Origin of the sequence: Micromonospora sp. WMMD754, assembly GCF_049315235.1 — a bacterium.
In the GTDB taxonomy this organism is placed as follows: domain Bacteria; phylum Actinomycetota; class Actinomycetes; order Mycobacteriales; family Micromonosporaceae; genus Micromonospora; species Micromonospora sediminicola.
The window spans coordinates 1,371,765-1,393,948 of the sequence record NZ_CP186058.1; the positions used below are offsets into that span (position 1 = coordinate 1,371,765).

Genomic DNA, 22,184 nt, shown 5'->3' on the forward strand with positions numbered 1-22,184 from the left:
GAAGATGACTCACTGTCACCATCGAGGCTGTGGATGACCGGTGCGACGACTACACCTACCGCCCGCCCGCGACCTGAAGCGCGCCGGAGGGCCGAAGGGCCGGAGCACACCAACAGGCCGACAGGCGGGGGCCAGATGTGGGCGGGCGCGAAGGCTGGGACCGGGCCCATCAGAGGCAGGACATGCGCAAGGGCCCCGGCGGAGAGGGGCGGGGCGGGACGGAATGCCCGGCCGAGGGAACGGGTCACAGGTCGCAGAGGCGGCGGCCGGAGCGGATGTCGTCGAGCGCGGCGTGCAGCTCGGCGATCCGCCGCTCCGCCTCGGCGGTCAGCTGGGCGTGCAGCCGCTGCCAGTCGGCCAGGGACGGCTCGGGCGGCAGGGGCGCGAGCAGATCCCGGATCTCGCCGACGCTGAGACCGATCCGCTGGGCCACCCGGGCGACCCGTACCCGGCACGCCGCGTCCGGGCCGAACCGGCGCTGGTTGCCGCCGGTCCGACTGGCCGCGATCAGGCCCTGTCGCTCGTAAAAGCGGATCGCCGAGCCGCTGGCACCGCTCTCCCGGGCCACCTCGCCCACCGTCAGCGTGTCCATGGCCAGCCTCCGCGGACTTGACTTCAACAATTGTTCAAGTCTTAGCGTCCACCGCATGACGACGCAAGAACCGCCGCTCACCCTGGCCGTGCTCGTCGGCAGCGTCCGCGTGCCGCGAATGGGCCGGACGATCGCCGACTGGTTCGTCGGGCACGCCGGCCGCCGGGACGGCCTCCGCACCGGCCTGGTCGACCTCGCCGAGGTGCCACTTCCACTCGCCGACACCCCGCCCGGCGGCAACCCGGCCAGCCCGATCGCCGGCCGCCTCGACGCCGCCGACGCCTTCGTCGTGATCACGCCCGAGTACAACCACAGCTTTCCGGCGGCGCTGAAGAACGCCATCGACTGGCACCACCGCGAGTGGGTGGCAAAGCCGGTCGGGTTCGTCTCGTACGGCGCCGGCTCGGGCGGGATCCGCGCGGTCGAGCAGCTCCGGCTGGTCTTCGCCGAGCTGCATGCCACCACCACCCGGACCGGCGTGGTGCTCACCGCGCCGTGGGACCGGCTCGACCGGCAGGGCCGGCTGGTCGGCGACGAGCCGCTGGGACGGGCCGCCGACGCGACGCTGGACGAGCTGACCTGGTGGGGCAGGGCGCTGCGGACCGCCCGCAGGAACCGGCCGTACGGTCAGTAGCGCTCGCGGAGCAGCTGGGCCGCCTCGACCGCCCAGTAGGTGAGGATGATCTGGGCGCCGGCCCGGCGGATCGAGGTGAGCGTCTCCAGCATGACCCGCTCCCGGTCGATCCAGCCGTTCGCGGCGGCGGCCTCGACCATCGCGTACTCGCCGGAGACCTGGTAGGCGGCGACCGGGACGTCCACCGCGGCCCGGACCGCCGACACCACGTCGAGGTAGGGCAGGGCCGGCTTGACCATCACCATGTCGGCGCCCTCGGCGACGTCCAGCGCGACCTCACGCAGCGACTCCCGCAGGTTCGCGGGGTCCTGCTGGTAGCCACGCCGGTCGCCCTCCAGCGCCGACTCCACCGCGTCCCGGAACGGGCCGAAGAAGGCGGAGGCGTACTTGACCGCGTACGCGAGCACCGCGACGTCCTGGTGCCCGGCGGCGTCCAGGGCCTTGCGGACCACGCCGACCTGGCCGTCCATCATCCCGGACGGCCCGACCACGTGGACCCCGGCGTCGGCCTGGGCGACCGCCATCTCCGCGTACGCGGCGAGCGTGGCGTCGTTGTCCACGCCGCCGTCGGGGGTGAGCAGGCCGCAGTGCCCGTGCGAGGTGAACTCGTCCAGGCACAGGTCGCTCATCACCACTGTGGCGTCGCCGACCTCGGAGATCACGTCCCGGATGGCCACGTTGAGGATGCCGTCCGGGTCGAGGCCGCCGGAGCCGGTCTCGTCCCGCGTCGACGGCACCCCGAACAGCATGATCCCGCCGACCCCGGCCTGGACCGCCTCGACGGCCGCCTTGCGCAGCGAGTCCCGGGAATGCTGGAGCACCCCCGGGAGCGACGCGACGGCCCTCGGTTCGGTCAGCCCCTCCTTGACGAACATCGGCACGACCAGTTCGGCCGGGTCGACGCGGGTCTCGGAGACCAGCCGCCGCACGGCCGCGTTGCGACGCAGCCGGCGGGGCCGGATCTCGGGGTACGGCATGGGGATGCCTCCTGTCAGCGGAACCTCAGGGCGGTCGGGCCCTGCACCTTCGAGCCGCGGCGCTGCTTCGCCGGCATGGCGGCGAGCTTCTCGCGCAGCTCGACGGCGTAGGCGGCGAGCGCCTCCACCAGGTCGGGAACCGAGGCGTGCGGCGGCTGGACGTCGACCCGCAGGCCGAACTCCGTCGCGGTCTCCGCCGTCTTGGGCCCGATCACGGCAACAACGGTACGCGCGTGCGGCTTCCCGGCGATGCCGACCAGGTTCCGCACCGTGGAGGACGAGGTGAAGAGCACCGCGTCGAACCCGCCCGACTTGATCGCGTCGCGGATCTCGGCCGGCGGCGGCGCCGCCCGCACGGTCCGGTACGCGGTCACGTCGTCGACCTCCCAGCCGCGCTCGGTGAGGCCGGCCGCGAGGGTCTCGGTGGCGATGTCGGCGCGCGGGAGCAGCACCCGGCCGACCGGGTCGAGGATCTCGTCGTGCGGCGAGAACTCGGCCAGCAGGCCCTCGGAGGACTGCTCCCCGGCGGGGACCAGCTCCGGCTGGATGCCGAACGCGCGGACCGCGTCGGCGGTCGCCTCACCGATGCAGGCGATCTTGACGCCGCCGAAGTGCCGGGCGTCCAGGCCGTGCTCGCCGAACTTCTCCCAGACCGCCCGCACCGCGTTCACCGAGGTGAAGATCACCCAGGCGTAGCGGCCGTCGACCAGGCCCTTGACCGCCCGCTCCATCTGGGCCGGGGTGCGCGGCGGCTCGACCGCGATGGTCGGCACCTCGCACGGGATCGCCCCGTACGCGCGCAGCCGCGCGCTCATCGCGCCGGCCTGCTCCTTGGTGCGGGGCACCAGCACCTTCCAGCCGTACAGCGGCCGGTTCTCCCACCAGCTCAGCTTGTCGCGGTCGGTGACGCCCGCGCCGACGGTGAGCACCACCCGGCCGGTGAAGCCGAGCGCCGCCGCGACGAAGGAGTCGACGCTCGACGTGGTGGTGTACTGCGTCTCGCCGGTGCCGTCCCCGGTCACGCCGACCGGGGTGGTGCCGTCGATGCCGGCCGCCAGCAGCCCGTCCCGGACGGCGGCGAGGTCACCGGCGTCCACGGCGAGCGCCAGCGAGCCCCGGCCCACGGCCGCGGCGAGCGCGTCGAAGTCCAGCGTGGTGACGTCCTCGACGTCGGCGGCGGTGCGTACGCCCGGCAGCGGGACACCCGCGTAGGTGGCGACGCCCTCGGCCTGGCCGACGCCCGGCACCACCTCGAAGTGGGCGGCGGTGCGCGCCACCGCCTGCACCTCCTTGACCACCGAGTCGTGGCCGAACGGGTCACCGGCCACCAGGTGCACGGCGTTCTGGCCGGACCGGGCCGCGGAGATCAGCACCTTCGCCACGTCCCCGGGCACGCCCTCGGCGGGGCTGAACTCGGCGTCGGACCTGGCCTGGGCGCGGACGTGGGTCAGCAGCGACTCGGGGACTCCCCGGTCGTACACCACGTGGTCGGCCTCGACCAGGGCGTCGAGCGCCCGGCGGGTCAGCAGGCCCGGGTCGCCGGGGCCGGCCCCGACGAAAGCGATCCGGCCTACGGGCTTACGGGTGCGGGTCATTCTGTGCTCCCAAGTTGCTGGGTCCCCGGGCCGGTGTGTCCTTCTTGGCCGAGGATCGAGTCGGCGCCGAGTTCGAGGAGTTCGGCGGCGAGTGCCTTGCCGATCTCCGCCGCGTCGGCGGGCGTTCCGGTGCGGGACAGCCGGAGGTCACGGGTACCGTCCGGGCTGATCACCGCACCGCGCAGGTAGATCTCCTCACCGGTCTCACCCTCGGCGAGTTCGCCGTAGGCGGCCACCGGTGCGCTGCACCCGGCCTCCAGGGTGGCCAGCAGCGCCCGCTCCGCGGTGATCGCGGCGCGGGACGGCGCGTGGTCGAGCAGCGCGAGCAGCTCGACCAGGTCCTGGTCGTCGGCCCGGCACTCCACCGCCAGCGCGCCCTGGGCGGGCGCGGGCAGCATCAGCATCGGGTCGAGCGTCTCGGTGATGACGTCGGCGCGCCCGATCCGGGTGAGCCCGGCCCGGGCCAGCACGACGGCGTCGAGGTCGGCGTCCGGGCCGAGCACCCGGCCGAGCCGGGTGTCGATGTTGCCCCGGATCGGGGTGACCTCGAACTGCATGCCCAGCGCGTGCAGCTGGGCGATCCGGCGCAGCGCGCCGGTGCCGATCCGCGCGCCGGGCGGCAGCTCGGCGAGCGTACGGCCGTCCGTGGCGACGAGCGCGTCGCGCGGGTCCTGCCGGGGCGGCACCGCCGCGACGTGCAGGCCGGGCGCCGCCGCGGTGGGCAGGTCCTTGTACGAGTGGACCGCGAAGTCGATCTCCCGGGCGGTCAGCGCGTCGCGCAGCGCGGAGACGAAGACGCCGACACCGAGCCGGTGCACCGGGGCGGAGGAGCGGTCGCCGGCGGTCACCACCTCGACCAGCTCGACCGGGCGGCCGGTGGCCGCGGTGAGGGCCTCGGCCACGTGGCCGGACTGGGCCATCGCCAGGGTGCTGCCCCGGGTGCCGAGGCGCAGGGGGGCGGTCATCGCGCACCTCCGGTGGGCGGAACGTCGGCCGCGTCGAACGACGAGCGGCCGTCGAGGTCGGTGGCGACCACGTCGGGGACGGTGTCGACCGGGGACGTCTGCGGTACTTCCAGGTCGAACAGCTCACGCAGCAGGGCCGCGTACTGGTCGCCGCCGGGCTCGGCGGCGAGCTGGCGGACCCGGACGGTCGGCTGGTGCAGCAGCCGCTGCACGACCCGGTGCACGGTGCGGGCCACCTCGGCGCGCTGGTCGTCGCTGAGGTCGGGGCGGCGCTGACCGAGCCGGCGCAGCTCGGCGGTGACCACGTCGTCGGCCCGGCCGCGCAGGGCGGCCACGGTCGGGGCCACGTCGGCGCCGCGCAGCCAGCTCAGGAACGCCTCGACCTCGCCGGTGACGATCCGGGTCACCTCGGCGGCGTCGGCGGCGGCCGGCCCGTCGGCGAGGATCGCCGCCATCCGGTCGATGTCGATCACCTCGACGCCGGGCAGTTCGGCGACGCCGGCCTCGACGTCGCGCGGGACGGCCAGGTCGAGCAGGACCAGCGGGCCCCGGTCGGTGTCCCGGCGGGACAGCGCCCGGGTCACCACGTCCCGGGTGAGCACCGGCTCGGTGGCGGCGGTGGCGGCGACCACGACGTCCACCGTGGCGAGCGCCTCGACCAGCTCGGCCATCGGCACGGCGGTCGCGCCGTACGACTCGGCGAGCCGGACCGCGCGGGCGGCGCCGCGGTTGGTGACGGTGAGCGGGCCGGCGCCCTGCCGGGAGAGGGTGGCCACGCCCAGCGAGCCCATCGCCCCGGCGCCGACCACCATGGCGGGTCGCCCGGTCAGGTCGCCGTCGAGCAGGTCGGCGGCGAGGTCGAGGGCGGCGGTGACCACGCTCTGCCCGGCGCGGTCGATGTTGGTCTCGGCGTGCGCGCGCTTGCCGACCCGCAGCGCCTGCTGCATCAGCTCGTGCAGCAGGCGGCCGGCGGTGTCCGCGCCGGTGGCCGAGTGGTAGGCGTCACGGAGCTGGCCGAGGATCTGCGCCTCGCCGACCACCATCGAGTCCAGCCCGGCGGCGACCCGGAACACGTGGTCCACGGCGGCGGCGTCGTAGTGCACGTAGAGGTGGGGGGCGAGCGCCGCCGGCGGGCAACCGGCCTGCTCGGCCAGGACCGCGCAGATGTCGCCGAGCCCGCCGTGGAAGCCGGAGACGGCGGCGTAGACCTCGACCCGGTTGCAGGTGGAGACCAGGGCGGCCTCGGCCACGTACGGCTGGGCGACCAGCCGGTCCAGCGTGCGGGTGAGGTCCGCGGGCGGGACGGCCAGCTGTTCCAGGGTGGCGACCGGGGCGGTGCGGTAGGACGCGCCGACGACGAGCAGTTTCACGTGCCGATCGCCTCCTGGGTGTCGGTGGCCGCGAGCCCGCCCGGCAGGGCGGCCAGGCCGGGCCCGCCGGTGGCGGGCAGCGCGGTCAGCGACGCCTTGCGGTGCTCGTGGAAGGACAGGATCTGCAGCTCGATCGCGAGGTCGACCTTGCGCACGTCGACCCCGTCCGGGACCGAGAGTACGCACGGCGCGAAGTTGAGGATGCTCGTCACGCCGACGGCGACCAGTTCGTCGGCGACGGCCTGGGCGGCCGGCGCCGGGGTGGCGATCACGCCGATCGAGATCGACTCCTCGGCCACGACCCGGGACAGCTCGTCGACGTGCCGGACGACCAGGCCGTTGATCTGCTCGCCGACCCGCGAGGCGTCGGCGTCGAGGAGCGCGGCGATGCGGAAGCCGCGGTTGGCGAAGCCGTCGTAGCCGGCCAGGGCGTGACCGAGATTACCCACGCCGACCAGCGCCACCGCGCGGCACTGGGTGAGCCCCAGGACGGACTCGATCTGGTCGATCAGCAGCGCCACGTCGTAGCCGACGCCGCGGGTGCCGTAGGAGCCGAGGTGGGACAGGTCCTTGCGGAGCTTGGCGGAGTTGACGCCGGCGGCGTTGGCCAGGCCCTCGCTGGACACCGTCTCGTGGCCGGCGTCGGCGAGCGCGTGCAGCGCGCGCAGGTATTCCGGGAGCCGGGACACGGTTGCCTCGGGCAGGTCCGGAAGCGCCGGTACGGCACCGGTGCGACCGGGCGCGCCTGGTTGACGGTGCTGGCTCATGAGACTCCGTGCGGTGCGATCCTCGACCAGCGACGGGGGCCGGTCGTTTCGGGACTCCCGCTGGCGACCGATGTTGCCGGCTGTGCTAGCAGGGCGCGTCGGAACTACAGAGTAGGCGCTTGTGAAGAGGTGCACAAATCGCGATCTTGCTGACTCGCGACGCGCCTTCACCTGCTCCTCCATTCCCACAAGATCGATCAATCGCGCTGCATGGGCGGCGCGTGGCGATTATTGCTCAATCCAGACTTCTCTGACCAATCGCACGCGCCCGGTAGCGCTCCGTGACCGGCGTGGCGAGGCGCGTCTCACGTCCGGGTAGGGAGAACCCCACCCCGGAAAGGGCGGCGCACGGGATGGGTCGGCCGCCTCCGCGCCCATAGCCTCGGACCATGACCGCCGCACCGTTGGCCACCGCGCCCGCCCCCTCGTCGCCCGTCCGGGGCCTGTTCCACCGGCTCGCGCGCGACTCCGGCTACGTGCTCTTCAGCCTCCCGCTGGCGCTGGTCGGCTTCGTGCTCGCCGTGGCGGGGATCTCACTCAGCGCCGGCCTGCTGGTCACCACGCTGGGCCTGCCCGTCCTCGCCGGCGTGCTCTACGCGGCGCGCGGGCTGGCCGACCTGGAACGGCTCCGGCTCCCCGGCGTGCTCGGCCGACCGCGGGTCCGGCCGGCCTACGTGACGCCCCCGCGCGGTGCCCGGTTCTGGCGCCGGGTGTTCACCCCGATGCGGGACCCGCAGTCCTGGCTCGACCTGCTGCACGCGTTCCTGCGGCTGGTGGTGACCCTGCCCACGTTCGTGGTGCTGGTGGTGTGGTGGGCGCTGGCGCTGACCGGCTCGCTCTACGGCGCGTACGACTGGGCGATCCCGCGCGGGCCCGGCGACCAGGACCTCAGCCAGCTCCTCGGGATGGGGGACGGCGCCGACGCGCGGATCGCCCTGAACACCGCGATCGGCCTGTTCGCGCTCCTCACCCTTCCGCTCGTGGCCCGGGCCTGCGCCCGGATCCAGGGCGGCCTGGCGTACTCGCTGCTCACCGGCGTGGCCGAGATGCGCCAGCGGATCGTCACGCTGGAGGAGCAGAAGCGGGCCGCCGCCTCGGCCGAGGCGTCCGCGCTGCGCCGGCTGGAGCGCGACATCCACGACGGGCCGCAGCAGCGCCTGGTCCGGCTCGCCATGGACCTGGGCCGGGCCCGCCACCAACTGGCCGCCGACCCCGAGGCGGCCCGCCGCACCCTGGACGAGGCGGTCGCCCAGACCCGGGAGACGCTCGACGAGCTGCGCGCCCTCTCCCGGGGCATCGCGCCGCCGATCCTGGTCGACCGGGGGCTGCCCAGCGCGCTCGCCGCGCTCGCCGCCCGGGCGCTGGTGCCGACCGAACTGCTGGTCGACGACGACCTGGGCACCGCCGCCGGTCGGCTGGACCCCGGGCTGGAGAGCGCCGCCTACTTCGTGGTGGCCGAGGCGTTGACCAACGTCGCCAAGCACAGCCGGGCGGAGGCGTGCCGGGTGGAGGTGGCCCGGAAGGTGGGCCGGCTGGAGATCACCGTCACCGACGACGGGGTCGGCGGCGCCCACCTGGCCAAGGGGCACGGGCTCAGCGGCATCGCCGACCGGGTCCGGGCGGCCGGCGGCACGCTGGAGGTGGCCAGCCCGAGCGGCGGACCGACGCGGGTCCACGCGGAGCTGCCGCGGTGACGTCCCCCGGGCCGGTGGACGGCGCTGCGGGGCGGCCGGAGGCCACGCCGTGGGACCCGGACGTGATAGACACCGGACCCATGCGGGTGGTGATCGCGGACGACGCCGTACTGCTCCGGGAGGGGCTCATCCGGCTGCTGACCGAGTGCGGGCACGAGGTGGTGGCCGCCGTCGGCGACGGGGACGCCCTGGTCGAGGCGGTGGTCACGCACCGTCCGGACATCTCGGTGGTGGACGTGCGGATGCCGCCGTCGCACACCGACGAGGGGCTGCGCGCGGCGGTGGAGGCCCGCCGCCGGGTGCCGGGCACGCCGATCCTGGTGCTCTCCCAGTACGTCGAGGTGTCGTACGCCGACGACCTGCTGGACACCGCGGGCGGCGCCGGCGGCGGGATCGGCTACCTGCTCAAGGACCGGGTGGCCGCGATCGACGAGTTCCTGGACGCGCTGGCCCGGGTGGCGACCGGCGGCACCGTGCTCGACCCGGAGGTGATCAGCCAGCTCCTGGTGCGGCGGCGGCGCGACGACCCGCTGGCGGCGCTGACCCCGCGTGAGCGGGAGGTGCTGGCGCTGATGGCCGAGGGGCGCTCGAACACCGCGATCGCCCGCGTCCTGGTGGTCAGCGACGGCGCGGTGGAGAAGCACGTGCGCAACATCTTCACCAAGCTCGACCTGCCGCCCGACGCGACGACCCACCACCGCCGCGTGCTGGCCGTCCTGGCCCACCTCCGCGCCTGACCGCCCCGGTCAGGGGAGGGTGCGGGCCCGGGTGACCGCCTCGGTGAGGGTGTCGGCGGTGGGGTGGCCGCTGGCCCGCAGCACCGCCGGGTCGGAGAGGCCGCCGGTGTAGAGGACCGCGGCGCCGCCGACCGAGAGGGCCGCGTCGGCGTCGTCCAGCGAGTCGCCGATCAGCACCACCTCGTGACCGGCCAGCCCCAGCTCGGCCAGGTGCTTCTCCAGCCACTCCGCCTTCGGGCCGCCGCCGACCGCCGCGCGCAGCCCGTCCACCCGGTCGAAGTGCGGGGTCAGCCCGTACGTGTGCACGGTCGGCACCAGCTCGTCGTGGAACCACATGGACAGCAGCGACTGGCTGCCCGGCCAGGCGGCGATCGCGGCGGTGGCGTCGGCGGCCAGCGCGCAGCTGGTCAGCCCCGCCCGGTACGCGTCGTGGAAGATCCGGTCGAGCGCGCCGAACGCCTCGGCGTCCACCGCCCGGCCGAGCATCTCGGCGTAGTAGTCGGCGATCGGCCGGCGGAACCGGACCCGGTGCTCCCGCGCGCTGACCGCCGGGCCGCCGGCGCTGGCGAACGCCACGTTCGTGGCGCGCACCACCAGGTCGAGGTCGTCGAGGAGCGTGCCGTTCCAGTCCCACACCAGGTGGCGTCGTGTTCCCGTCACCCGAGCACGATAGATCAGAGCTGCGGGGTGGTCAGGTCCCGCAGGAGCCGGTCCTCCTCGACCCGCCAGTAGCCGTGCTCCTTGCCGTCGAGCAGCACCACCGGCAGCCGGTCGCCGTAGTCGCGTTCCAGCTCGACGTCGCCGGTCACGTCCTTCTCCACCCACCGGTCGCCGGTGACGGCCACCACCCGGTCCAGCGCCGCCTTCGCGTCGTCGCAGAGGTGGCAGCCGGGCCGGGTGATCAGGATGAGCCTCGCGTCACTGGACATCGGATACCTCCGTGCGGGTCTCGGGCGGTCGCGCCGGTGCCGGCACCGCGGGCGCCGGGCGCAGCTCGGTCTTGCGCACCTTCCCGATCGCCGAGTACGGCAGGCGGTCGACGAACTCGACGGCGGTCGGGCACTTGAACCGGGCCAGGTTACGCGCGCAGTGGGCGAGCAGCTCCTCGGCCGGGACGGGCGGGCCGGCCGAGCGCACCACGTACGCCCGGACAGTCTCGCCGGTCCGCGGGTGCGGCACCCCCAGGACGGCCGACTCGGCCACCCCGGGGTGCGCCTGGAGCACCAGCTCGACCTCGTGCGGGTAGACGTTGAAGCCGTTGACCAGGATCAGCTCGCCGAGCCGGTCGACCAGGAACAGGTCGCCGTCGCCGTCGGCGTAGGCCACGTCGCCGGTGGCCCACCAGCCGTCCGGGTCCGGTCCGCCCCGCCCGTCCGGCCAGTAGCCGGCGAACAGGTTCGCGCCGCGCACCACGATCTGCCCGGGGTCGGTGCCGGTCGGGTCGTCGGTGAGGTCCATCCCGTCGTCGTCGGCCTCGGCCGCGGGCACCCCGTCGCGCCACAGCTCGGTGCCGTCGGAGCCGACCAGGCGCAGCTCGACGCCGGGTAGCGGCCGGCCGATCGAGCCGGGTTTCGGCTCGCCGCCGACCAGCGTCGAGGTGAGCACCGGGGCGGTCTCGGTGAGGCCGTAGCCCACGTGCACCGGGTGCCCGGTCAGCTCGGTGAAGCGCGCGCCGACCGCCGGCGGCAGCGGCGCGGCGCCGCACACCGCGACGCGCACCGAGGCCAGCGCCTCGGCCGCGTCACCCGGCGCGTCGGCCCAGGTCAGGAACATCGACGGTACGCCGACCAGCACGCTGACCCGGTGCCGGGCGATCTGGTCCCGCGCGCCGTCCGGGCCGGGCTCGTCGACCAGCACCCCGGTCGCGCCGTGGTGCACCACGGCCCCGAGCCCGGAGTTCAGCCCGTACGCGTGGAACAGCGGCAGGGCGAGCAGCACGGTGTCGTCGGGCCCCACCACGGGCGGCTCGATCCGGTCGACCTGGGCGTGGTTGGCGGCCAGCGCCCGGTGCGACAGCATCGCGCCCTTGGGTCGTCCCTCGGTGCCCGAGGTGTAGAGCAGGACGGCGAGGTCGTCGCCGCCGCGGATCGGGAACGGCGTGACGGCGTCGTGGTCGCCGACCGGCGGGGCGGTGTGCACCGCGCGCAGCGCGGGCAGTTCGGCGGCGTCCACCCGGGCGGTCACCTCGGCGGCGCCGACCAGCACGGCGGCGCCGGAGTCGACGAGCACGTGTCGCAGCTCGCGCGCGGTCAGCGTGGGGTTGACCGGCACGGCGACCAGGCCGGCGCGGAGCACGGCCAGGTAGGTGACGACGAAGTCGGGGGTGTTGCCGAACGCGACCGCCACCCGGGGCGGGTGCGACTCCCCGGTGGATGGGGCCGTGCCGGTGCGCAGCGCGTGAGCGGTGGCGGTGACCGCGCGGTCCAGCTCGGACCAGGTCACCGTCCGGTCGCGCCAGTGCAGCGCGACCCGGTCACCCCGGTCGGCGGCGGCCCGGCGGAGCCGGTCGGCGAGGTTCGGCGCGGAGCTGTCGGCGGCGTCCTGCACGGTGGCTGAGTCTGGCACAGCCGGGACCGCCGGGCCATGCCCGGACGCCGGCCCGGGTCCGTTGCACGGGACCGCACATGCGACCTGGCGGGAATCCCATGTGCGGGATGAGGATCTCCACCGGTGCGGCGCGGGCAGCCGGGAGCGACCCGTCCGAGCCGCTCCCGCGACACGCCGAGTGAAAAGAAAATCGGCTCCGACCAGGACTTTCCACTCCGGACCAGCTCCCGGCGCGAAAGTCAACCACACACGACGGACAACCGGTCCGCCAGGAGTGCGACCCGGCGGGAAATACTTCCGCTCTGTGTAACGGACTTGCCACGCGTGGGTGACGTTGGCCCTATCATCACTCGGGTCGGCTCACCCCATTTGCCGTGAGTCGACACCCCTCAGCCCGAGGAGGCCCCCGTGCCCGTGAGCGCATTGGACCAGCACCTCAAGGGGATCTGCCGCCCGCCGGCACGTCCCGGACCGACCGCGCCCGACCGGGGCGTACCCGGTCCCGCGGCGCCCCCGTGGCGCCCCGCGCGGTCGCTGTCCACCCGGACCGGGGAGGCGCGGTGACCACCTTCGGTTACGCGGACCGGCCGGCCGGGGTGACCGGCCCCACCCAGCGGAACCCGCTCAACGAGCGCGCCGAGCCCGCCACGCGCGGCGCCGACGGCCTGCTCGCGGTGCGGAGCGAGGCGCGGCGGGTCCGCAGCCGCGCCCACCACGCCAACGAGGCGCCGCCGAGACCCGCGCTGCCCGGCGGCAACGCCAAGCCGGCCGCCGGCCGGCTGAACGCGCCGGTCCGACCAGCCATGCCGCCGGCCCAGGCCCGGCGCGGCGAGGCGCCCACCACCGGCGAACCGTCCGCCGCCGAGACCGCCGTGCTGCCGGCGGTGGCCGCCGGTGACACCGCGGTGCTGCCCGCGGTCCCGGCCGCCACGACGGCCACCGGCTTCCCGAGCCGCCCCGACCCGTCCGACCCGGCCACCGAGGTCTGGACGCTCGTCGAACGGGCCCAGGCCGGCGAGTCCGAGGCGTTCGGCCTGATCTACGATCGGTACGTCGACACCGTCTTCCGGTTCGTTTACTTCCGGGTCGGCAACCGCCAGCTCGCCGAGGACCTCACCTCCGACACGTTCCTGCGGGCGCTCAAGCGGATCGGCAGCTTCACCTGGCAGGGCCGCGACCTGGGCGCCTGGCTGGTCACCATCGCCCGCAACCTGGTCGCCGACCACTTCAAGTCCGGACGCTACCGGCTGGAGGTGACCACCGGTGACGTCCTCGACGCCGACCGGGAGGACCGCGGGCCGGAGGGCAGCCCGGAGGCGGCGGTGGTCGAGCACATCACCAACGTCGCCCTGCTCACCGCCGTCAAGCAGCTCAACCCGGAGCAGCAGGAGTGCATCGTGCTCCGGTTCCTCCAGGGCTTCTCGGTGGCCGAGACGGCCCGCGCCATGGGCAAGAACGAGGGGGCCATCAAGGCCCTGCAGTATCGGGCGGTGCGGGCGCTGGCCCGGCTGCTGCCCGACGGTTTCCAGGCCTGACCCGCTCCGAGCCCGTCCACCCCACCGGCGCAGACGCCGGGCGGTGTCGCGTGCCCGACCGGTCCCCCGGCAGCGATCACACCCGGTGATATCGCCGCCGATCGGGCCGTAACCGGCGACCGGCGCGAACCGTTTCTCCGGGTGCGACCAGTGGTTGTCCCGGCGTCCCCCGGGCCACCCGGTCCGGCGGGTCAGGTCGGCCGTCCGGTCGGCCCTCGGCCGCACGCTGCCACCGGTCGCTGGTGACGACGACGGCCGTCCGGCCGTGACCAGCGAGAGGGGGTGCCCGCGGTGGACAGCGACCTCTTCTCCCGTCGGCGAGCCGAGCGCTTCGCGCAACTCCTCGACGAGGCCAACGGCGGACGCCGGCACCACGTCCGGTCCCGGGCCGACGGTGAACTCACCGCGCTCGTCGAGGTGAGCCGGCGGGTCACCGCCGAACGGCCCACCGTCGAGGTGGATCCCGAGTTCCGCACCGGCCTGCGCGCGATGCTGGTGGCCACCGCCGAGCGCGAGGGCGTGACGGCTCCGGCCAAGGCGGGCACGGCCGGCAGCCTGCGCGGCGCGCTGCTGCCGGCGATCACCGGCCGCCGGGCGCGGGCCCGGGGCGCGATCCTGGTCGGCGTGGCCGCCGGCGCGGTCGCCCTCTCCGGCATCTCCGCCGCCAGCGAGAACGCGCTGCCCGGCGACGCCCTCTACGGCATGAAGCGCTCCACCGAGCGCGCCCAGCTCGCGCTGGCCAGCTCGGACATCAGCCGGGGCCAGCTCTTCCTCGACTTCGCCCGGACCCGGCTCGACGAGGCCGCCTCGGTCCGCGACGACCGGCTCGGCTTCAGCGCCGTCCTGGACGACATGGACACCGACACCCGCCAGGGCGTACGCCTGCTCACCACGGTCGCCGCCCAGCGGTCCGACCCGACCGCGCTGGACGCGGTGGACACCTTCCTCGCCGGCCAGCGCCGGGTGGTCAGTGGCCTGCTCGACCGGCCCGACCACGCCGACCGGGACCGCACCCGCCGTTCGCTCGCCCTGCTCGACGCGGCCGGCAAGCGCGCCGACGCGCTGCGCGAGGCCATCGCCTGCGGGCTGCCCGCGCCGGCGGCCAGCGACGCGCTCGGGCCGGCCCCGGCCGCCTGCCCCGGCGACCGCTGAGCGCGGCCGCCGATCACGCCACACTTCTCCCGGCGGACACCCGGCCGTCACGACGTGCCGGATACGCTCGACGCGGAGCGCGTACGTGGTCGTCGAGGCAGGGAGGTCGCCGTGGCCGGGAGCCGCAAGGTGACGGTCAGCACCGACGCCCACGGGCACACCGCCGGCTGGTCGGAGACCCCGGCGGCGCCCGCGACCACGGTCACCCCCGACCCGACGGCCGCCGCCTTCTTCGACGTCGACAACACGATGATGCGGGGCGCCTCGATCTACTGGTTCGCCCGTGGCCTGGCCGCCCGCAACTACTTCACCGCCGGCGACCTGGCCCGGTTCGCCTGGCAGCAGGCCCGGTTCCGGCTGCTCGCCACCGAGCACGCCGGCGACATGACCCAGGCCAAGGAGGCGGCCCTCGCCTTCGTGCAGGGCTGGCGGGTCGACGACGTCGAGCGCCTCACCGAGGAGATCTTCGACGAGCTGATGGCGCCGCGCATCTGGGCCGGCACGCACCGGCTGGCCCAGCGGCACCTCGACGCGGGTGAGCGGGTCTGGCTGGTCAGCGCCGCCCCGGTGGAGATCGGCCGGGTGATCGCCGCCCGGCTCGGCCTGACCGGTGCGATCGGCACGGTGGCCGAGGTGGTCGACGGTGCGTACACCGGCCGGTTGGTCGGCGACCTGATGCACGGCCCGGCGAAGGCGGAGGCGGTCACCCAGCTGGCCGCCGTGGAAGGGCTCGACCTGGCCCGCTGTGCCGCCTACAGCGACTCGTCGAACGACCTGCCGATGCTCTCGGCCGTGGGCCGCGCGGTGGCGGTCAACCCGGACGCCGCGCTGCTGCGCCAGGCCCGTGAACGGGGCTGGGACGTCCGCGACTTCCGCACCGGCCGCCGGGCCGCACGCATCGCCGTGCCGTCGACCGCCGCCGCCGGGCTGCTCGCCGGCGCGGTCAGCGCCGGGCTGGCGCTGCACCGCCGCCGCCAGCGCGCCTGACGCGGCGGGCCCGGCCCCCGGTCAGGGGCCGAACGGGTCGGGGCGGCGTTCGAGCAGCTTGTGCAGCGTCTGCTGGATGGTCTCCCGCACCTGGTCGGCGAGGTTGAACACGACCAGCGGGTCGTCCGCCGAGTCGCGCAGGTGCGCGGTCGGGATCGGCGGACAGAACTCGATCAGCCACTTGCTCGGCAGCGGCACCATGCCCAGCGGCCCCAGCCAGGGGAAGGTCGGCGTCACCGGGAAGTAGGGCAACTTGAGCAGCCGGGCGAGCGGCTTGATGTCGGCGAGCATCGGATAGATCTCCTCGCCGCCGACGATCGCGACCGGCACGATCGGCGTGCCGGTGCGCAGCGCGGCGGAGACGAAGCCGCCCCGGCCGAACCGCTGGAGCTTGTAGCGGTCGGCGTAGAGCTTGCCGACCCCCTTGAAGCCCTCCGGGAACACGCCGACCAGCTCGCCGTTGCCGAGCAGCCGTTCCGCGTCCGGGTTGCAGGCCACCGTGCCGCCGGTCTTGCGGGCGAGCTCGGAGACCACCGGCATCCGGAAGACCAGGTCGGCGCCGAGCAGCCGCAGGTAGCGGCGCTGCGGGTGCCGGTCGTGCAGCGCGGCGGAGAGCACCAGCGCGTCCAGCGCCACGGTGCCGGAGTGGTTGCCGACAACCAGGCCGGCGCCGTCGGCCGGCACGTGCTCCACGCCGCCGACCTCGGTGCGGAACCAGTCCCGGTAGAGCAGCCGGACCAGCGGATGGAAGACCGCGTCGGTGAGGTCGGGGTCGAAGCCGAACTCGTCCACCTCGTAGTCACCGGAGAGCCGGCGACGCAGGAACGCGAGCCCCTGGGCGACCCTGCGGTCCCAGTGGTCCCCCGGCCGGTCGGCCACGGCCGGTCCCGGCGGCGTCGCCGGCCGGGCCGCCCCGGTTCCGGGGCCGGCCGTACCGGATTCGGTCCCGTCCGCCACCGCCTTCCGGGCGACGGCCTTCTTGGCCACCGCCTTCCTGGCCGGTGGGCGGGCGGCGGGGACGCCCGGTTCGTCGGTGGGACGGGCGGCCTCCGCGCCGGGTGCGGCCGCGCCGCCGGCGGGCTCGTCGGTGGAGGTGTCCGGCTCGTCGGCCGGCGCGGCGGACGCGGCCGGGCGGGCGGCCGGCGCGGTGACCCGGCGGTGCCCGTTGCGCCGCGCCGGCTCCGCACCCGGCTCGGGCACGGTCAGCGGTACGTCGTAACGCGCGTCACGCCGCTCCTCCGGGCTGCTCACGAACGCTCCTGGACGGTCGAGCGGACCTGCCGGATGCTCTCCAGCACCAGCTGCTCCGCGGCGGCGAGCTGGTCCCGGGTCACCACCACGCCACCGTGGTGGGCGCGGATGAAGTCCTCGAAGGCGGCGGCGGTGGAACGGGGGGTGAAGCCGTACTCGCGCTCCAGCCGGCTGGTGTCGACCACCCGGCCGTGCACGAAGAGGTCGACCTGGTCCAGGCCGTAGCGCCCGAAACCCATGGTGCGGGCGACCGCGGCCACCCCGGCCAGGCCCGGCTCCAGCACCGGCAGCGCCACCCGACCGGCCCGGCGGATCGCCTGGGACAGCGACAGCACGCCCGGCCCGGCGACGTTGTAGGTCCCCGGGTGCTCCTCGGCGACCGACCGGTGCAGCACCTCCAGGGCGTCGTCGAAGTGGACGAACTGCAGGCGTGGGTCGCGGCCGAAGACGGTGGGCACCACCGGCTGGGAGAAGTAGCGGGTGAGCGTGGTGTCGGCCGCGTACCCGATGAACGGGGCGAAGCGCAGCACGGTGGCGGTGACGTCCGGCCGGCGGCGGCGGAACCCCCGCACGTATCCCTCGATGTCGAGGATGTCGCGGCCGAAACCGCCGCGCGGCACCTCGCGTGGCTCGGTCTCCTCGGTGAAGACGGCCGGGTCGCGGAACGACACCCCGTACGCGGCGGTCGACGAGCGGACCACGAGCTTGCGCAGCCGGGGCGCCCGCTGGCAGGCGGCGAGCAGCTGCATCGTGCCGATGACGTTCTGCTCCTTCATCCCCGTCCGGCCGCCGAGCTGCGGATCGGGGGCGGAGACCAACGCCAGGTGCACCACGGCGTCGACGTCGAGGTCGGCCAGGAGACCGCCGAGCGAGTCGAGGTCGATGCGGACCCGCTCGACGTCCGAGAGCAGGTCGGTCAGCTCGGGGTTGGGCGGAGCCGGGTCGACGCCGATGACGCGCTCGATACGCGGGTCGGCGGCGAGCCGGGCGGCGACGTTAGCGCCGAGGTAGCGGCCGACCCCGGTGACGACGACGACCCCCGGAGCACCGGAGGTGCCACCGGGGGTCATGTCGTGCGCCTTGCGCGGCAGGCGGGATCGAGCCGGGACGTCCGCGGCCTGATCACCTGAGCCTCCGAGGGTCGACAGTTGGCAAGTGGTGCCGGGTGCCGGGCCAGAGCCCGGCCCCGGTCACTTGCCGAGACGGCGACGCTGGACGCGGGTCTTGCGCAGCAGCTTGCGGTGCTTCTTCTTAGCCATGCGCTTGCGGCGCTTCTTGACCACCGAGCCCATACGACAGCCTTTCGATGCAACGTGCGGGGCGGACCGGGAGGCGCCACCGTCGGTGACACCGTGCCCGCTTGCGGACAACGGACCGGACCAGCGAGGTGGGCAGGGCACACCAGGGTGCGGTCACGGTCGTGGTCCAGGGTAGCCGGAGTGCGTCAGCAGGACCAACGCGCCCCCGTCGATGCCCCTTTTCGTCGCACTCGACGGACCGGCCGCCGAGGGGTCAGGCGGACTCCTGGAACGCGCCCCGGAGGTATTCGTGCACGGCGTGCTCGGGCACCCGGAACGACCGGCCGACGCGCACCGCGGTCAGCTCACCGCTGTGCACGAGACGGTAGACCGTCATCTTGGAGACCCGCATGACCGTCGCCACCTCGGCGACGGTCAGGAACCTGACATCCGACAGCCGTGCGTCGGACTGCGACCCGGCCATGGCTCACCGACCCATTCCCGTGCCCGGCGCGTGTCACCGGGCAGGTGCTCCCGCCTCGACGAGCGACGCGCGTGTAACCAGTACGGTAGCGGGACGGCTGTGACCAGCGCGATCCCTTCTCTCGTTTGATCATGGCGGGACGGCCGTTCACCCGGTGTCCACCAGGGCTTTTTCGCCCGGACGGGTGGCTCGTCCCGTTCCCGTTCGTGGGACCGGTGGCTGGCTACTCGGCGCGCAGCGCCACCACCGGGTCGAGCCGGCCGGCCCGCTGCGCCGGCACCACGCCGAACACGATGCCCACCGCCGCCGAGACGCCGAAGGCGAGCGCCAGCGACCACCAGGTGATCGCCGCCGGGATCGGCGAGAACGCGTCGACCAGCAGCGCGGTGCCGACGCCGAGCGCCATCCCGGTCAGGCCGCCGATCGAGGTGAGCAGCACCGCCTCCAGCAGGAACTGCACGCCGATGTCCCGGGGGCGGGCGCCGACCGCCTTGCGCAGGCCGATCTCCCGGGTGCGCTCGCGTACCGAGACCAGCATGATGTTCGAGACGCCGACGCCGCCGACCAGCAGCGAGATGCCGGCGATGGCGGCCAGGACGCCGGTGAGCACACCCAGGATGTCGCCGAGCACGCCCAGGATCTGCTGCTGGGTGACGGCGCTGAACTCGGTGTCCGGGTGCCGGCGGGACAGCTCCGCCACGATCCGCTCGCCGAGCTGGTCGATCCGTTCCCGGTCCGGCGCCTTGACCGCGATGCCGTCGATCCGCTGGGTGCCCCACAGCCGCTGCGCGGCGGTCACCGGTACGTGCACCTCGTCGTCCCGGTCCACGCCGAGGCTCTGCCCCAGCGGCGCGAAGACGCCGATCACCCGGAACCGCACGCCGGCGAGGGTGACCTGCTGGCCGAGCGGGTCCCGCTCGGGGAAGAGCGCCCGGGCCACCGAGGCGCCGAGCACCGCCACCCGGCGGCTGGTGTCGACGTCCGCGCCGGTCAGGTAGCGACCCCGGGCCAGCGACCGGGTGAACACCGACGGGGTGGTCTCCAGCACGCCCTGCACGGTGGTGAAGTCCGACCGGTTGCCGGCGCGGGCGGTCGCGCCGGAGGCCACCGTCACGGCCACCCGGCCGGGGTCGCCGACCACCCGGGAGACGGCGTCGACGTCCTTGAGGTCCAACGGCGACACCACCGGGGCGGTGCCCACCTCGATCTTTCCGGGCACCACCAGGAGCAGGTTCGAGCCGAGCCCTTCGACCTGCTGCTCCACCTGCTGCTTGGTGCCGGTGCCGATGGCCACCAGGATCACCACCGAGGCGACCCCGATGATCACGCCGAGCATGGTCAGCAGGCTGCGCATCCGGTTGGCCCGCAGCGCGTCCAGCGCCACCCGCCAGGCCTCGGCCACCCTCATCCGGCACCCCCGGCGCCGGCGCGCGGAAGGCGCCCGGTGGCTCCGGTGGCGCCACCGGAGCCACCGGGCGGGTGCCCCGGGCCGCTTCCGGACGCGGACCGGGGCTCCGCGCTGGGAGCGGGGTCCAGTGTCGCAGGTGCGCCGGAACCGCCCGACCCCGGTCGATCATGACGGGTGTCGGAGCGGATCAGCCCGTCCCGGACGGCGATCCGGCGGCGCGCCCGGGCGGCCACCTCCTGGTCGTGCGTGACCATCACCAGGGCCACCCCGGACTCGGCGTTCAACCGCTCCAGCAGCTCCAGCACCGCCTCGCCGGTGGCGCTGTCCAGGTTGCCGGTGGGCTCGTCGGCCAGCAGCACCGCCGGCTCGGTGACCAACGCCCGGGCGATCGCCACCCGCTGCTGCTCGCCGCCGGAGAGCTGGTTGGGCCGGTGGTGCAGCCGGTGGGAGAGCCCGACCCGGCCGAGCATCGCCGCCGCCCGTTCCCGTCGCTGCCGCGCGCCGACGCCCCGGTAGACCAACGGCAGCGCCACGTTGTCCACCGCGGACGTCCGGGCCAGCAGGTGGAACGCCTGGAAGACGAAGCCGATGGTCTCGTTGCGCAGCGTCGCCAGTTCCGGGGCGGTCAGCGCGGCCACGTCCCGGCCACCGATCACCAACCGGCCGCCGGTGGGCCGGTCCAGCCCGCCGAGCAGGTGCATCAGCGTGGACTTGCCGGAGCCGGACGGGCCGATCACCGCCACGTACTCGCCCTGGTCGATGGTGAGCGAGACGCCGCGCAGCGCGGACACCGACACCCCGTCCAGCTCGTACGTGCGCGAGACGTCGACCGCCTCGACCGCGGCGACGGTCACGGGAGTTCCTGGCCGTCGCGGACCTGGTCGGCGCCGCGCACCACCACCCGGTCGCCGGCCCGCACCCCGTCCACGATCTGCACCAGGTCCTGACCCTGCACGCCGACCGTCACCGGGACCCGGTCCGCGCGTCCGTCGCGCAGCACCCAGACCGCGTCCCGCCCGTCCGCGGAGAACACCGCCGAGGCCGGTACGGCCACCGCGTCGGCGGCCTCCCGCACCCGGAGCCGGACCACCGCGTTCATCCCGGGGCGGGGCGCCGGCGCGGCCTCCGCCTCACCGAGCCGACCGGCACCCAGGTCGAGCCGGACCCGGTAGGTGACCCCGCCCCGGGCCGAGCTGGTGGGCAACACGTCGACGGACCGCACCGTGGCGTCGTAGGTCGCGCCGGTCACCGCGTCCAACTCGACCGAGGCGGGCACCCCGGCCCGAACCAGCAGCACGTCGGTCTCGTCGACCTCGGCGAGCAGGCCCAGCCGCCCGGTGTCCACCACCGTGAGCACCGGGGTGCCGGCGGTGACCCGGCCACCGGCCGGCACCGCGTCGTCGACCCCCGCCGGCGGGCCGCCCTGACCGGCCGCGCCCAGCGCCGACGGGTCCAGCCCGGGCACCGACCCGCCGCCGGCCGCGCCGAGCAGCCCGGCGAGGTCGGACGGCGCGGCCGCCCGGGTGCCACCCGGCTGCACCACACCGCCGATCGGGGCGCGCAGCGTCAACGCGTCGACGGTCGCCTTCGCCAGGTCGTACGCCTGCTGGGCCTGGAGGCGCTGCGCGGCCGACAGCGCGCCGACGGCGCTGTTCAGGCCCGCCACGCCGCGCTGCACGGCGGTGACCGCGCGGTCGGCGGCGCGGGCGGCCGACTCGTACTGCTGCTGCGCCGACCGGACCTGGAGCAGCAGCGCGGACCGCAACTGCGGGTCGCCGACCTTGCCGGCGGCGGCGCGGGCGGCGGCGAACGCCTCGTCCGCGGCCTTGTCGGTGCCGCGCCGGCTGCCGCCCAGGTCGCCGACGCCGACGCCCCGGCCGGCGCGCTTCGCCGCGCGCAACGCGTCGCGCGCCTGCGCCAGCCGGTCCCGCGCGGACGGCGAGTCGATCACCGCGAGCACCTGCCCGCGGGAAACCCGCTGTCCGGGTTGGACCCGCAGGCTGGCCAGCGTGCCGTCGGCGGGGGCGGTGAGGGTGGCGGCGGCCCGGGCGGTCACCGTGGCCGGCGCGTCGATCACCTCGCTCACCGGCGCGCGGCCGACCGGGGCGACGGCGACGGCGGAGGTGTCGTCACCGCAGGAGGCGGCGGTGGTGCCGGTCAGGGCGACGACGGCGAGGAGGGCGGTGACGAGACGGGGGCGGCGGGCCGCGGGCAGCCGCGGCGAGGGGGTGCGGGCCACCCGGCCCATGCT

At 75.1% G+C, this 22,184-nt stretch carries 22 protein-coding genes; 6 read left to right on the forward strand and 16 right to left on the reverse strand.

Annotated elements, in window-relative coordinates:
* Window positions 1-244 precede the first annotated feature (244 nt).
* Window positions 245-592 carry a MerR family transcriptional regulator gene (locus tag ACN27B_RS06455; RefSeq protein WP_422743908.1) on the reverse strand — a complete coding sequence of 116 codons (348 nt, stop codon included), beginning with the start codon at window positions 590-592 and terminating at the stop codon, window positions 245-247.
* A 55-nt stretch (window positions 593-647) separates the two neighbouring features.
* Here ACN27B_RS06455 and ACN27B_RS06460 point away from each other — a divergent pair, with 55 nt between their 5' ends.
* On the forward strand, window positions 648-1,226 hold the full coding sequence (locus ACN27B_RS06460) for an NADPH-dependent FMN reductase (protein ID WP_422743910.1): 579 nt from the start codon (window positions 648-650) through the stop codon (window positions 1,224-1,226).
* Here ACN27B_RS06460 and hemB read toward each other — a convergent pair.
* The 5 genes from hemB to ACN27B_RS06485 are packed head-to-tail and all read right to left on the reverse strand — an operon-like array spanning window position 1,220 to window position 6,900.
* Window positions 1,220-2,203, reverse strand: coding sequence for a porphobilinogen synthase (gene hemB, locus ACN27B_RS06465; RefSeq protein ID WP_099163558.1), 984 nt, complete (start codon window positions 2,201-2,203; stop codon window positions 1,220-1,222). The two genes, ACN27B_RS06460 and hemB, sit on opposite strands and share 7 nt — an antisense overlap.
* 14 nt (window positions 2,204-2,217) lie before the next feature.
* Complete coding sequence (locus ACN27B_RS06470) at window positions 2,218-3,798, reverse strand: uroporphyrinogen-III synthase (RefSeq protein WP_091569409.1); 1,581 nt, start codon at window positions 3,796-3,798, stop codon at window positions 2,218-2,220.
* On the reverse strand, window positions 3,795-4,763 hold the full coding sequence (gene hemC / locus ACN27B_RS06475; protein WP_099163557.1) for a hydroxymethylbilane synthase: 969 nt from the start codon (window positions 4,761-4,763) through the stop codon (window positions 3,795-3,797). Before hemC ends, ACN27B_RS06470 begins: the two co-directional genes overlap by 4 nt.
* On the reverse strand, window positions 4,760-6,133 hold the full coding sequence (locus ACN27B_RS06480; protein WP_099163556.1) for a glutamyl-tRNA reductase: 1,374 nt from the start codon (window positions 6,131-6,133) through the stop codon (window positions 4,760-4,762). The genes hemC and ACN27B_RS06480 overlap by 4 nt, the downstream gene beginning before the upstream one ends.
* Window positions 6,130-6,900, reverse strand: a complete 771-nt coding sequence (locus ACN27B_RS06485; RefSeq protein ID WP_099163555.1) for a redox-sensing transcriptional repressor Rex — start codon at window positions 6,898-6,900, stop codon at window positions 6,130-6,132. The genes ACN27B_RS06480 and ACN27B_RS06485 overlap by 4 nt, the downstream gene beginning before the upstream one ends.
* A gap of 389 nt (window positions 6,901-7,289) precedes the next feature.
* Between ACN27B_RS06485 and ACN27B_RS06490 the strand changes: the two genes are divergently transcribed.
* Both ACN27B_RS06490 and ACN27B_RS06495 read left to right on the forward strand, forming a co-directional pair.
* Window positions 7,290-8,594: a sensor histidine kinase gene (locus tag ACN27B_RS06490; RefSeq protein WP_422743914.1), complete on the forward strand. Its 1,305-nt coding sequence runs from the start codon at window positions 7,290-7,292 to the stop codon at window positions 8,592-8,594.
* 80 nt (window positions 8,595-8,674) lie between these two features.
* Complete coding sequence (locus ACN27B_RS06495) at window positions 8,675-9,331, forward strand: LuxR C-terminal-related transcriptional regulator (protein ID WP_099164900.1); 657 nt, start codon at window positions 8,675-8,677, stop codon at window positions 9,329-9,331.
* Between the two features lie 9 nt (window positions 9,332-9,340).
* Here ACN27B_RS06495 and ACN27B_RS06500 read toward each other — a convergent pair whose 3' ends face one another.
* The 3 genes from ACN27B_RS06500 to ACN27B_RS06510 are packed head-to-tail and all read right to left on the reverse strand — an operon-like array spanning window position 9,341 to window position 11,878.
* Complete coding sequence (locus tag ACN27B_RS06500) at window positions 9,341-9,991, reverse strand: HAD family hydrolase (RefSeq protein WP_099163553.1); 651 nt, start codon at window positions 9,989-9,991, stop codon at window positions 9,341-9,343.
* Between the two features lie 14 nt (window positions 9,992-10,005).
* A complete protein-coding gene (locus tag ACN27B_RS06505) occupies window positions 10,006-10,260 on the reverse strand; it encodes a glutaredoxin family protein (protein WP_091569385.1) in 255 nt (84 codons plus the stop codon).
* Window positions 10,250-11,878, reverse strand: a complete 1,629-nt coding sequence (locus ACN27B_RS06510) for an AMP-binding protein (protein ID WP_422743917.1) — start codon at window positions 11,876-11,878, stop codon at window positions 10,250-10,252. Before ACN27B_RS06510 ends, ACN27B_RS06505 begins: the two co-directional genes overlap by 11 nt.
* A gap of 560 nt (window positions 11,879-12,438) precedes the next feature.
* Between ACN27B_RS06510 and ACN27B_RS06515 the strand changes: the two genes are divergently transcribed.
* The 3 genes from ACN27B_RS06515 (at window position 12,439) to ACN27B_RS06525 (ending at window position 15,552) form a co-directional block, all read left to right on the forward strand.
* Window positions 12,439-13,413: an ECF subfamily RNA polymerase sigma factor, BldN family gene (locus ACN27B_RS06515; RefSeq protein ID WP_099163551.1), complete on the forward strand. Its 975-nt coding sequence runs from the start codon at window positions 12,439-12,441 to the stop codon at window positions 13,411-13,413.
* Between the two features lie 291 nt (window positions 13,414-13,704).
* Window positions 13,705-14,565: a DUF5667 domain-containing protein gene (locus ACN27B_RS06520; protein ID WP_422743919.1), complete on the forward strand. Its 861-nt coding sequence runs from the start codon at window positions 13,705-13,707 to the stop codon at window positions 14,563-14,565.
* A 111-nt stretch (window positions 14,566-14,676) separates the two neighbouring features.
* On the forward strand, window positions 14,677-15,552 hold the full coding sequence (locus ACN27B_RS06525; RefSeq protein WP_355519949.1) for an HAD family hydrolase: 876 nt from the start codon (window positions 14,677-14,679) through the stop codon (window positions 15,550-15,552).
* Between the two features lie 21 nt (window positions 15,553-15,573).
* Here ACN27B_RS06525 and ACN27B_RS06530 read toward each other — a convergent pair whose 3' ends face one another.
* From ACN27B_RS06530 to ACN27B_RS06560, 7 genes are all read right to left on the reverse strand, one after another.
* Window positions 15,574-16,431, reverse strand: a complete 858-nt coding sequence (locus ACN27B_RS06530; protein ID WP_091576911.1) for a lysophospholipid acyltransferase family protein — start codon at window positions 16,429-16,431, stop codon at window positions 15,574-15,576.
* A gap of 368 nt (window positions 16,432-16,799) precedes the next feature.
* Window positions 16,800-17,873, reverse strand: a complete 1,074-nt coding sequence (locus ACN27B_RS06535) for an NAD-dependent epimerase/dehydratase family protein (RefSeq protein WP_091569368.1) — start codon at window positions 17,871-17,873, stop codon at window positions 16,800-16,802.
* Window positions 17,874-17,993: 120 nt separating this feature from the next.
* Window positions 17,994-18,095 carry a 30S ribosomal protein bS22 gene (locus tag ACN27B_RS06540; RefSeq protein WP_007465623.1) on the reverse strand — a complete coding sequence of 34 codons (102 nt, stop codon included), beginning with the start codon at window positions 18,093-18,095 and terminating at the stop codon, window positions 17,994-17,996.
* Window positions 18,096-18,315: 220 nt separating this feature from the next.
* Entirely contained in the window at window positions 18,316-18,525 is a 210-nt protein-coding gene (locus ACN27B_RS06545) for a helix-turn-helix domain-containing protein (RefSeq protein ID WP_013288759.1), read from the reverse strand.
* 223 nt (window positions 18,526-18,748) lie between these two features.
* Window positions 18,749-19,933 carry an ABC transporter permease gene (locus ACN27B_RS06550; protein WP_099163548.1) on the reverse strand — a complete coding sequence of 395 codons (1,185 nt, stop codon included), beginning with the start codon at window positions 19,931-19,933 and terminating at the stop codon, window positions 18,749-18,751.
* On the reverse strand, window positions 19,930-20,787 hold the full coding sequence (locus ACN27B_RS06555) for an ABC transporter ATP-binding protein (RefSeq protein ID WP_422743923.1): 858 nt from the start codon (window positions 20,785-20,787) through the stop codon (window positions 19,930-19,932). Before ACN27B_RS06555 ends, ACN27B_RS06550 begins: the two co-directional genes overlap by 4 nt.
* Window positions 20,784-22,181 carry an efflux RND transporter periplasmic adaptor subunit gene (locus tag ACN27B_RS06560; protein WP_422743925.1) on the reverse strand — a complete coding sequence of 466 codons (1,398 nt, stop codon included), beginning with the start codon at window positions 22,179-22,181 and terminating at the stop codon, window positions 20,784-20,786. Before ACN27B_RS06560 ends, ACN27B_RS06555 begins: the two co-directional genes overlap by 4 nt.
* Window positions 22,182-22,184: the final 3 nt, after the last annotated feature.